10 protein-coding genes and 3 pseudogenes are annotated in these 10,139 nt (G+C 69.9%); 9 read left to right on the top strand and 4 right to left on the bottom strand.

Features of this window, described 5'->3' with window-relative positions; genetic code table 11:
- Nucleotides 1-212 precede the first annotated feature (212 nt).
- Both AC27IO_RS15705 and AC27IO_RS15700 read right to left on the bottom strand, forming a co-directional pair.
- Nucleotides 213-347, bottom strand: a pseudogene (locus AC27IO_RS15705) (pyridoxamine 5'-phosphate oxidase); the annotation flags it as partial.
- A gap of 31 nt (nucleotides 348-378) precedes the next feature.
- Complete coding sequence (locus AC27IO_RS15700; protein WP_284401998.1) at nucleotides 379-975, bottom strand: gamma-glutamylcyclotransferase; 597 nt, start codon at nucleotides 973-975, stop codon at nucleotides 379-381.
- 58 nt (nucleotides 976-1,033) lie between these two features.
- Between AC27IO_RS15700 and AC27IO_RS15695 the strand changes: the two genes are divergently transcribed.
- Complete coding sequence (locus AC27IO_RS15695; protein WP_284428370.1) at nucleotides 1,034-1,564, top strand: OmpA family protein; 531 nt, start codon at nucleotides 1,034-1,036, stop codon at nucleotides 1,562-1,564.
- Nucleotides 1,565-1,670: 106 nt separating this feature from the next.
- Here the strand turns inward: AC27IO_RS15695 and AC27IO_RS15690 are convergent, their stop codons facing one another.
- Nucleotides 1,671-2,639 (bottom strand): threonine ammonia-lyase, encoded by a 969-nt coding sequence (locus AC27IO_RS15690; RefSeq protein ID WP_498739582.1) that lies wholly within the window; start codon nucleotides 2,637-2,639, stop codon nucleotides 1,671-1,673.
- Between the two features lie 114 nt (nucleotides 2,640-2,753).
- Between AC27IO_RS15690 and AC27IO_RS15685 the strand changes: the two genes are divergently transcribed.
- Nucleotides 2,754-3,227, top strand: coding sequence for an Lrp/AsnC family transcriptional regulator (locus AC27IO_RS15685; protein ID WP_284427879.1), 474 nt, complete (start codon nucleotides 2,754-2,756; stop codon nucleotides 3,225-3,227).
- On the opposite strand, the gene gntR is transcribed toward AC27IO_RS15685, so the two are convergent.
- The gene (gene gntR, locus AC27IO_RS15680) at nucleotides 3,228-4,256 is read right to left on the bottom strand and encodes an HTH-type transcriptional regulator GntR (RefSeq protein ID WP_498739580.1); all 1,029 of its coding nucleotides are present in this window, start codon (nucleotides 4,254-4,256) and stop codon (nucleotides 3,228-3,230) included. It lies immediately after the preceding gene.
- Between the two features lie 161 nt (nucleotides 4,257-4,417).
- Here gntR and AC27IO_RS15675 point away from each other — a divergent pair, with 161 nt between their 5' ends.
- The 7 genes and pseudogenes from AC27IO_RS15675 to AC27IO_RS15645 all read left to right on the top strand — a co-directional run.
- The gene (locus AC27IO_RS15675) at nucleotides 4,418-4,996 is read left to right on the top strand and encodes a gluconokinase (RefSeq protein WP_498739578.1); all 579 of its coding nucleotides are present in this window, start codon (nucleotides 4,418-4,420) and stop codon (nucleotides 4,994-4,996) included.
- Complete coding sequence (locus AC27IO_RS15670) at nucleotides 4,993-5,553, top strand: TRAP transporter small permease (RefSeq protein ID WP_487090191.1); 561 nt, start codon at nucleotides 4,993-4,995, stop codon at nucleotides 5,551-5,553. The genes AC27IO_RS15675 and AC27IO_RS15670 overlap by 4 nt, the downstream gene beginning before the upstream one ends.
- Before the next feature lie 10 nt (nucleotides 5,554-5,563).
- Complete coding sequence (locus tag AC27IO_RS15665) at nucleotides 5,564-6,844, top strand: TRAP transporter large permease (RefSeq protein WP_284428366.1); 1,281 nt, start codon at nucleotides 5,564-5,566, stop codon at nucleotides 6,842-6,844.
- Between the two features lie 74 nt (nucleotides 6,845-6,918).
- Nucleotides 6,919-7,929, top strand: a complete 1,011-nt coding sequence (locus AC27IO_RS15660) for a TRAP transporter substrate-binding protein (RefSeq protein ID WP_317355031.1) — start codon at nucleotides 6,919-6,921, stop codon at nucleotides 7,927-7,929.
- A gap of 51 nt (nucleotides 7,930-7,980) precedes the next feature.
- Nucleotides 7,981-9,122 (top strand): annotated as a pseudogene (locus AC27IO_RS15655) (dihydroxy-acid dehydratase domain-containing protein); the annotation flags it as partial.
- Between the two features lie 21 nt (nucleotides 9,123-9,143).
- Entirely contained in the window at nucleotides 9,144-9,866 is a 723-nt protein-coding gene (locus tag AC27IO_RS15650) for a hypothetical protein (RefSeq protein WP_498739586.1), read from the top strand.
- Between the two features lie 59 nt (nucleotides 9,867-9,925).
- Nucleotides 9,926-10,139 (top strand): annotated as a pseudogene (locus AC27IO_RS15645) (keto-deoxy-phosphogluconate aldolase); the annotation flags it as partial.

Genomic DNA, 10,139 nt, shown 5'->3' with positions numbered 1-10,139 from the left:
TAGGTCTTCCAGCACCACCACGAACTCGTCGCCGCCATGGCGCGCCCACGGGTGTGCTTTCGGGCCCGGCACGCACGTCGCGCAGCCGGCAGCGCCACCTGGGCGCAGCAGCACTTGTCACCGCGCTCATGGGCCCTGGGTCTGTTCAGGGTCTTGAAGTTGTCCAGGTCCGAGCATCAGCACCGCGCCGCAGGCGCTGGCTGCGGGTGCTAGGCGGCCAGGGCCTGCTGCAGCCACTGGTCGAACTGGGCCAGCGGGTCGGCCAGGGAGGCGTCTTCGCTGAGTTCCGCGCGCTCGTAGCTCTTGCGCAGGTCGGCGATGGAGGAGGAAAGGGGGCTGCTGCTCATCGGGCGATTGTGCCCCGGCGCGCGCTGCAGGTCAGCGCTTGTGGCCGGGCGCCAGCGCCAGCAGCTTGCCCAGCGCCCGGTCGTGGATGCCCAGGCGGCGCAGTTCGTCGTAGGTGGCCTGAGCGTAGTCGCGGGTGGTGCCGTAGATGCCGGTGGCCTGCTCGAAGATGCGGCGGTATTCGTCGTCCGGCAGCACGCCGGCGTGGCTCGGGCTGCGGCGCGACAGCGTGAAGGCGAGGGCGCGCACCGTGCCCTGGGGCGTCTGGCAGGGCAGCCAGCGCGGGTCGTACACCGCCAGGGCCATCTCGCGCTGCCAGAGGTTGACCATGGTCTGGCGGGCGTGCTCGCGGTCCACGCGGAACACCATGCCGCGGCAGCTGCCGCCCGAGAGCATGCCGAACACCAGGCCGGGCCGCTCGGGCGTGCCGCGGTTGATGCGGCTCCACATCTTGAGGGCGCGGTGCCAGCCATGCACGCGGGCGGGGCGCTGCTCGGCGAAGTCGAAATCGGGCCGCCAGATCAGCGAGCCGTAGCCGAAGATCCACAGATCGTCCTGGCCGCCCCATTCGTCCAGGGTGCGCTGGAGCAGGGGGGCGGGGTCGCGCAAGGGGGCGGGCAGCGGCGTCATGACTCTACAATCGCGGGTTGTCTTCAGCCCCCATTATTTACTTTACGGAGTTCTTCCCATGGCCTTCAGCAGTTCCGATGACGACAGCCAGCAACGTTTTGCCCTCGGGTTCCTGTTCGCGTTGATTGCCCTGGTGGTGTCCTCGGTGGTGGGCGTGACGGTGTACAAGCAGCGCAGCCTGGCGCGCGCCCCGGTGGTCGAGCCCGCCGCCGTGGTGGTCGCACCCGCCGGCACGCTGGTGGTGGCCGAGGACGAAGTGGCCCGCGTGGTGGTGGATGGCGGCGTGGTCCGCTTCTACTTCGCGACGGGCCGTGCCGACCTGGCTCCCGGTGCCGCACCGGCCCTGGCCGACGTGTCGCGTGCCGTGGCCGAAGGCCGCTCGGTGGTGGTCTCCGGTTACCACGATGCCACGGGCGACGCCGCCGCCAACGCGCAGCTGGCCAAGGACCGCGCGCTGGCCGTGCGCGACGCGCTCAAGACGGCCGGCGTGCCCGAAGACAAGATCGACCTGCGCAAGCCCGCCGTCACGCAGGCCGGCGGCAGCAACGCCGAAGCCCGCCGCGTCGAGGTCACGCTGGCACCGCTTTGATCCGGGCGTGAGGGGGTGGCCGCCGGCCGCGTCCTCCGATCCCTCGACAGCAAGCCCGGTCCGCCGGGCTTTTTCTTTGGGCGCTCCAATCTCGGCGGAAGGGGCCTCAATGCAGCCACTGCACGATCTGCTGCGGGGTGAGGTTGCTGCCGCACAGCACGGTCGCCAGCTTCTGCGATCGCAGCGCGGGGTGTTCCATCACGGCGGCCACGCCGACGATGCCGGCGGGCTCCACCATCAAGCCGGCCGTCTGGAACACCAGCTGCATCGCGCGCCGGATGGCCGCATCGCTCACCAGCAGCACGTCGTCCACCAGGCCTTGCATGTCGTCCAGCGCCTGCGGCACGGGGCGCCGCACCGCGATGCCATCGGCGATGGTCTGCGTGGCGGGCCGCTCGATCAGCCGGCGCGCCCTCCAGGAGGCGGCCATGGCATCCGCGCCTTCCGCGCAAACGCCGATCACCCGCGTGGCCGGCGCATGGGCTTTCGTCCACAGGCCCATGCCGTTGAGCAGGGCGCCATTGCCCAGCGGCACCAGCAGGGCATCGAAGGCATCGCGCGCCAGCAGTTCGCGGGCGATGGTGCCGGCGCCTTCGCTGATTTGGGTCTCCAGCCCATCCTCGACCAGCAGCGCGCCGGACGACGCGCAAAAGCGCCGGGCCTCTTCCTTGGCGGTGTCGAAGTCTTCGCTGTGCAGGCGCACCTCGGCGCCCATCGCGCGCATCCGCTCGACCTTGAAGGCATTGGCCGTGGTGGCGGTATAGACCACCAGCGGCCAGCCGCGGGCGCGGCACACATAGGCCATGGCCTGCCCCCAGTTGCCGGCCGTGGCGCAGACCAGGGGCCGGCCGGCCAGCGCCGCCGCGTTGTCCTTGAGGAAGAAGTCGGCGCCGCGCCCCTTGAACGAGCGCAGCGGGTTCAGCGTTTCGACCTTGAGCGTCAGGGCGGCGCCCAGCGCCTGGCTGAGCGGCTCGCATTCGTACTGCGGGCTGTGGAGAAACACGGGGTCGATCAGGGAGGCCGCGCGCTCGATGTTGCGCAGCGAGAGGCGGTGGGGGGTGTCGATAATGGTCATGCCCAAAGTATGCAAACCGGTGCGGTGGGCCGGGCCGCGATCGCGCCCCCGCCAGCGCCGCCTCGCCGCGTTGTGGGCGCCTTCCACGCGGCCTTCGTGCAACCCTCCGACGCCATGCCCCTCGACGCCTTCGACCGCCAGATCCTCGACCTCTACCAGCGGGACACCCGCGTGCCCAGCGAGCAGATCGGCGCGCGCGTCGGCCTGTCCGCCGCGGCAGTGCAACGGCGATTGAAGCGCCTGCGCGAGGCGGGCGTCATCCAGGCCGAGACCGCCCAGCTCGATTGCACCCGGCTGGGCCTGGGCATCACGGCCATCGTGCAGGTCGACCTGATCGACGAGTCGGCACGCGCCACGCGGGCCTTCCGCGAGACCGTGGGACAGCGCGGCGAGGTGCAGCAATGCTACGGCGTGGCCGGCAGCGTCGATTACGTGTTGATCGTCATCGTGCCCGACCTGGCGGCGTACGAGGCCTTCTGCGAGGCGTGCCTGCTGCACGACCCCAACGTGCGCAGCTTCACCACGCAGATCGTTCTGGATGCGCACCAGCGCGGCGCACCGCTGGCCATCCCCGCGCTGGATCGGTGATCAGGTGCTGCCGCGTACGATGAGTTCGTAGCCCAGCTCGACGCAGCCCGGCCCGTTGGGCGCGCCGCGCATCAGCCCGAGCAGCATTGCCGCGCCGGCGCGCCCGACCTCGGCGCGCGGCGTGCGCACGGTGGTGAGGGGCGGCACCATCTGGTCGCTGCCCTCCAGGTCGTTGAATCCGGCCACCGCGATCCGCCCGGGCACCGCCACCCCCAGCCGGTTGGCCGCCAGCAGCCCGCCCTGGGCGATGTCGTCGTTGCAAAAGAAGATGGCATCCACCCCGGGCATGCGGCGCACCACCTCTTCGAACAGCCGCGCGCCCAGTGCGACCGACGAGCGCTCCGGGCTGAGCACCTCCAGCGCCGGGTCGTACAGGCCCGCCTCGCGCAGGCAGCGGCGGTAGCCCTCGGCGCGCTGCAGCGTGCGCGGGTCCAGCTGGGCGGCGCAGAAGGCGATGCGGCGGCGGCCCCGGTCCAGCAGGTGGCGGGTGATGGCCGCGCCCGCATCGGTCTGCGAAAAGCCCACGCAGGCGACGTTCGGCGCCGTGCTGGTCTCCATCAGGTGCACGCAGGGCACGCCGCTGCGGGCGATGAGCTGGCGGGCGGTTTCGCTGCGGTCGAACCCGGTGACCAGCAGGCCGGCGGGCCGGTGGGGCAGGTAGGTGCGCAGCAGCAGCTCTTCTTCGGTGGTGTCGTAGTGGGTCACGCCGATGAGCGGGTGAAAGCCCTCGGGGAACAGCGTGCGGTGCACCGCCTCCAGCAGATCGACGAAGAGCGTGTTGGACAGCATGGGCACCAGCACCAGCACCTGGGTGCTTCGCTGGGAGGCGAGGGCGCGCGCCGCCGGATCGGGCACGTAGCCCAGGCGGTCGGCCGAGGCGCGCACACGCTCGGCCAGTTGCGCGTCCACGCTGCGTTCGCCGCGCAGCACGCGCGAGACGGTGATCGGGCTCACGGCGGCATCGCGCGCCACGTCGTCGAGCGTGATGCGGCCGCTGGAGCGGCGGGGGCGGCGGGTGGCGTCGGTCAAGGGTTAATCCGGAGCAGTCTGGGTGGCATTGTTTCCTAAGATAGCGCTATCTTTCACAGGGTAAACAAGCATGCGGCGACCGATGGCGCTGTAGCGTGCGGCAAACCCGGCCCAGCCACCCGCGGTGCGGCGCCATGCCCCACCGCATTTCTTCGAATTCAATGGATAGCGCTATCTCAATGTTTCGCCCGCAGGCCATCGTCGTGATGGGCGTGTCGGGCTGCGGCAAGTCCAGCGTCGGCGAGTCCTGCGCGCAGGCCCTGGGCTGGACGCTGCACGAAGGCGACGCCTACCACGCCCCCGAGAGCATCGCCAAGATGCGGGCCGGCACACCGCTGACCGATGCCGACCGCGCCGGCTGGCTCGGCCGCCTGGCCCGGTTGCTGGACTCCAGCAAAGGCGGGCCGGGCGTGGTGCTGACCTGCTCCGCGCTGCGCCGCAAGTACCGCGACCGCCTGCGCGAGGCGCACCCGGCGCTCGGCTTCGTCTTCCTGAAGCTGGGCTATGACGAAGCGCTGGTGCGCGTGCAGTCGCGGCCCGGCCACTTCTTTTCGCCCGCGTTGGTGGCCGACCAGTTCGCCACGCTGGAATCGCCCGAGGGCGAGCCCGGCGTGCTGACGCTCGATGCCACGCAGCCCATCGCCACGCTGGTGCAGGACGCCGTGGCCTGGGTGCGCGGCCCCGAGGCTTTCACCCCCGAAAAAACAGGCCGCGACACGGCGGCAGGAGACAACGCATGAGCAGTCCGCAGCCGCCGACGAGGGATCTGGCCGCCCCGTCCGCCCCGTCTTCTTCCCCGCACGCGCCACCCCGCCGCAAGCCGGCACTGCAGCGGCTGGCCGAGCTGTTCATGGTGCTGGCGCTCGCCGGCATGGTGGTGGCGGTGTTCGTCAACGTGGTGCTGCGCTATGTGTTCCACACCAGCATCGTGTCGTACGAAGAGGTCTCGCGCCTGCTGTTCGTGTGGCTGGTGGCGGTGGGCTCCATCGTCGCGGCCTTCGAAGGCAAGCACCTGGGCTTCGACATGCTCACCTCGCGCGTGAAGGGCGGGGCGCGCAAGGGCCTGTTCTGGGTGAGCCAGTTGCTCGTGGCGGTGTGCATGGTGCTGCTGCTGAAGGGCTCCTGGGAGCAGGTGGTGGCCGGCATGAGCAGCTACAGCACGGTGCTCGGCTACCCGCTGGCGCTGGCCGCAGCCGCCACGCTGGTGCTGGCGGCCGGCCTGCTGGTGGCCCTGGTGTTCGACCTGCTGCGCGGCGAGCCGCCCACGCCGGCCGGCCCGGCGGGTGACATCGAATAAGGGGCCGGACATGATCGTGACCGCGATTTTTCTGCTGGTGCTCATCGGCGGCATGGTGATCGGCATGCCGATCGCCCACGCGCTGGTGCTGACGGGCGTGGCCCTGATGTGGCACCTGGACTTCTTCGACTCGCAGCTGCTCGCGCAGAACCTGCAGGCCGGCTTCGACAACTTTCCGCTGCTGGCGGTGCCGTTCTTCATCCTGGCGGGCGAGCTGATGAATGCGGGCGGGCTGTCGCGCCGCATCATCGACCTGGCGCGCGCTTTCGTGGGACACATCCGCGGGGGACTGGGCTTCGTGGCCATCGGCGCCGCGGTGCTGCTGGCCTCGATGAGCGGCTCGGCCATCGCCGACACCGCGGCCCTGGCCACCATCCTGCTGCCGATGATGCGCCAGCAGAACTACCCGCCCAGCTACAGCGCGGGCCTGCTGGCATCGGGCGGCATCATCGCGCCGATCATTCCGCCGTCGATGCCGTTCGTGATCTACGGGGTGACGACCAACACCTCCATCAGCAAGCTGTTCCTGGCGGGGGTGTTTCCGGGCCTGATGATGGGCATCTTCCTGATCCTGGCCTGGTGGTGGATCGCCCGCAAGCACCAGCTGCCGTCCATGGAGCGCGTGGAATGGGGTGCGCGCATGAAGGCGCTGGTCAACAGCTTCTGGGCCATGATGATGCCGGTCATCATCCTGGGCGGGCTCAAGGGCGGCATCTTCACGCCGACCGAAGCCGCCGTGGTGGCCGCGGTCTACGCCCTGTTCGTGTCCATGTTCGTGTACCGCGAACTCACCTGGGCCCAGTTGTACGAGGTGTTCCTGGCCGCGGGCAAGACCACCGCCGTGGTGATGTTCCTGTGCGGCGCGGCCACCGTGACGGCTTACATGATCACCCTGGCCGACCTGCCCGCCATGCTGGCGGACAGCTTCTCCGGCGTGATGGGCAATCCCATCGTGTTCATGGCGCTGATGATGCTGTTCCTGCTGGTGGTGGGCACGGCCATGGACCTGACGCCCACCATCCTGATCTTCGGGCCGGTGTGCCTGCCGCTGGCGGTGAAGGCCGGCATCGATCCGGTGTACTTCGGCTTCATGTTCATCTATGTGGGATCCCTCGGCCTCATCACGCCGCCCGTCGGCACGGTGCAGAACGTGGTGGCGGGGGTGGGTGGTCTGCGCATGGAGACCGTCATCAAGGGCACCACGCCGTTCCTGCTGATGTACGTGGTGCTGCTGGTGCTGTTCGTGCTGTTCCCGGTGCTGATCACCGGCCCGCTGCGCTGGCTGCACTGAGCCGCCGCCGGCCCCGATTTCCAATGGTTTCGTTTTCCCTCTTTCTTCAGCGCTTTCAATACAAGGAGACAAGCATGCGTATCCGTTTCGCTCTCGCCGGCCTGGTGGCCGCACTGGTGGCCGCCGGGGCCGCCCAGGCCCAGGACTTCAAGCCGCGCCTGGTGCGCTTCGGCTATGGCCTGGTCGACGATTCCAACCAGGGCCGCGCGGCGCGCCTGTTCGCGCAGGAGGTCGAGAAGGCCTCCGGCGGCAAGATGAAGGTGCGCACCATCGGCAACGCCGCCCTGGGCTCCGACACCCAGATGCAGCAGGCGCTGATCGGCGGCGCGCAGGAGATGATGGTGGGCTCCACCGCCACGCTGGTGGGCATCGTGCCCGAGATGGCCGTGTGGGACACGCCGTTCCTCTTCAACAACGTGAAGGAGGCCGATGCCGTGCTCGACGGCCCGGTCGGCGAAAAGGTCAAGGCCAAGCTGGAGCCCAAGGGCATGGTCGGGCTGGTCTACTGGGAGAACGGCTTTCGCAACCTCACCAACAGCAAGCGCCCCGTCAACAAGCTGGAAGACCTGGGCGACATCAAGCTGCGCGTGATGCAGAACAACGTGTTCCTCGACAGCTTCAAGGCCCTGGGCGCCAATGCCGTGCCGCTGCCGTTCTCGGAACTGTTCACCGCCCTGGAAACGCGCGCGGTCGATGGCCAGGAGAACCCGTTCAACACGGTGGTGTCCAGCAAGTTCTACGAAGTGCAGAAGTACCTCACGGTGACCAACCACGTGTACAGCCCGTGGATCGTCACCGTCAGCAAGAAGTGGTGGGACACCCTCTCCGCCGCCGAAAAGAAGGTGCTGCAGGACGCCGCCGTCAAGAGCCGCGACTTCGAACGCAAGGACACGCGCGAAGAAGCCGCCAAGGCCCTGGCCGACCTCAAGACCAAGGGCATGCAGGTCAACGAACTGCCCGGCTCGGAAGCCAACCGCATGCGCGAAAAGCTCGCCAGCGTGAACACCGGCATCGCCAAATCGGTCGGCCAGGAAACCTGGGACGCGGTGAACGCGGCCGTCAAGCAGGCGCGCGGCGCGCAGTAACCCGGCACGCATGGGCTCGCCCCGCGGCCACGGGCCGGGGCGGGCCGACACATGCCCTTTGCCTACAGACGGAGCGGCCTGCGGGTTTACCATGGGCGCTCCGCCAGCCCGTTGCCAACACCCGCCAGCATGCCCATCCACGATACCGTTGAAGCCGTTACCCGGCGCATCCGCGAGCGCAGCGCGCCCACCCGCGCCGCCTACCTTGCCCAGCTCGAAGCCCATGCACACCGCGACCGCGGCGCAGACCGCCTGGGTTGCGCCAACGTGGCGCACGCCTTCGCCGGCATGCCCGGCAACGACAAGCTGCGCGTGGTGGCCCAGAAGGCACCCAACGTTGGCATCGTCAATGCCTACAACGACATGCTCTCGGCCCACGCGCCGCTGCAGCACTACCCCGATCTGATCAAGGACGAGGTCCGAAAGCACGGCGCCACCGCGCAGGTCGCCGGCGGGGTGCCCGCCATGTGCGACGGCGTCACGCAGGGCACGCCCGGCATGGAGCTGAGCCTGTTCAGCCGCGACGTGATCGCCATGGCCACGGCGGTGTCCCTGAGCCATGACGTGTTCGACGCCGCGCTCATGCTGGCGTGTGCGACAAGATCGTGCCCGGCCTGCTCATCGGCGCGCTGCAGTTCGGCCACCTGCCCACCGTCTTCGTGCCGGCCGGCCCCATGACCTCGGGCCTGTCGAACAACGCCAAGGCCAAGGTGCGCGAGCAGGCCGCGCAAGGCCTGGTGGGCCGCGCCGAACTGCTGGCCGCCGAATCCGCCGCTTACCACAGCGAAGGCACCTGCACGTTCTACGGCACCGCCAACAGCAACCAGATGCTGCTGGAAGCCATGGGCCTGCACGTGCCCGGCACCGCCTTCATCAACCCCGGCCAGGCGCTGCGGCAGGAACTGACCCGCGAGGCCGCGCGCACCGTGCTCGGCCCCGCGTGCCCGCCCATCGGCAAGGTCATCGACGAGCGCGCCATCGTCAACGCCATGTCGGCCTTGCTCGCCACGGGCGGCTCCACCAACCACCTCATCCACTGGGTGGCCGTGGCGCGTGCGGCCGGCATCGTCATCGACTGGGACGACTTCGCCGCGCTGTCGCACGCCGTGCCGCTGCTGGCCCGCGTGTACCCCAACGGCAGCGCCGACGTGAACCAGTTCCAGGCCGCGGGCGGCCCGGGCTACGTGCTGCGCGAACTGCTCGATGCCGGCCTGATGCACGAAGACGTGCTCACCGTGCGACCCGGCGGCATCCGCGAATACACCCGGCTGCCCCATGGCGACGCCGAAGGGCGCCTGGGCTGGACCGACATCGGCGCCAGCGGCGACGACGGCGTGCTGCGCCCAGCCACCGCGCCGTTCAGCGCCACCGGCGGCCTCAAGCTGCTGCAGGGCAACCTGGGGCGCAGCGTGATCAAGGTCTCGGCCGTGCCGGAAGACCGCCACGTGGTCGAGGCGCCCGCCGCCGTGTTCGGCTCGCAGGCCGAACTGCAGGCCGCCTTCCAGGCCGGGCAGCTGGACCGCGACGTGATCTGCGTGGTGCGCTGGCAAGGGCCGCAGGCCAACGGCATGCCCGAGCTGCACAAGCTGACCCCGCCCCTGGCCGTGCTGCAAGGCAAGGGCTACCGCGTGGCGCTGGTGACCGATGGCCGCATGAGCGGCGCATCGGGCAAGGTGCCCGCCGCCATCCACGTCTCGCCCGAAGCCAACGCCGGCGGCGCGCTGGCGCGGGTGCAGGACGGCGACATCATCCGGCTGGACGCCGTGGCGGGCACGCTCGATGTGCTGGTCGATGCCGCCACCTGGCAGGCCCGCACGCCCGCCGTGCTGCCGCCTGCACAGGCCGAAGACAACGCCCACGGCTGGGGCCGTGAACTGTTTGCCGGATTCCGGCGCAACGCGCTCAGCGCAGAAGAGGGAGCCTGCTCGTGGCTGTGAACGACGACGACACCAACCAGCAGAACCACGGTAACGCGGCCTTCACCGCCGTGCAGGTCATGCGCGACGCGCCGGTCATCCCGGTCATCGTGCTCAACGACGTGGCCCACGCCGTGCCCATGGCCCGTGCCCTGGTGGCTGGCGGCATCCGCATGCTGGAGGTGACGCTGCGCACCCCGCAGGCCCTGGCCTGCATGGAAGCCATCGCCCGCGACGTGCCAGAAGCGGTGGTCGGCGCCGGCACCGTGCGCAGCGCGGCCGACGCCCAGGCCG

Source organism: Acidovorax sp. KNOB132, assembly GCF_057541515.1.
The sequence above is the reverse complement of the archived record's forward strand: the minus strand, read 5'-3'. Positions and strand labels throughout refer to the sequence as shown.

What these genes read in the sequence shown, in the direction of transcription:
- AC27IO_RS15700 (WP_284401998.1), bottom strand. Translation starts at nt 975, where the DNA reads ATGACGCCGCTGCCCGCCCCCTTGCGCGACCCCGCCCCCCTGCTCCAG.
- AC27IO_RS15695 (WP_284428370.1), top strand. Translation starts at nt 1,034, where the DNA reads ATGGCCTTCAGCAGTTCCGATGACGACAGCCAGCAACGTTTTGCCCTC.
- AC27IO_RS15690 (WP_498739582.1), bottom strand. Translation starts at nt 2,639, where the DNA reads ATGACCATTATCGACACCCCCCACCGCCTCTCGCTGCGCAACATCGAG.
- AC27IO_RS15685 (WP_284427879.1), top strand. Translation starts at nt 2,754, where the DNA reads ATGCCCCTCGACGCCTTCGACCGCCAGATCCTCGACCTCTACCAGCGG.
- AC27IO_RS15675 (WP_498739578.1), top strand. Translation starts at nt 4,418, where the DNA reads ATGGATAGCGCTATCTCAATGTTTCGCCCGCAGGCCATCGTCGTGATG.
- AC27IO_RS15670 (WP_487090191.1), top strand. Translation starts at nt 4,993, where the DNA reads ATGAGCAGTCCGCAGCCGCCGACGAGGGATCTGGCCGCCCCGTCCGCC.
- AC27IO_RS15665 (WP_284428366.1), top strand. Translation starts at nt 5,564, where the DNA reads ATGATCGTGACCGCGATTTTTCTGCTGGTGCTCATCGGCGGCATGGTG.
- AC27IO_RS15660 (WP_317355031.1), top strand. Translation starts at nt 6,919, where the DNA reads ATGCGTATCCGTTTCGCTCTCGCCGGCCTGGTGGCCGCACTGGTGGCC.
- AC27IO_RS15650 (WP_498739586.1), top strand. Translation starts at nt 9,144, where the DNA reads ATGCACGAAGACGTGCTCACCGTGCGACCCGGCGGCATCCGCGAATAC.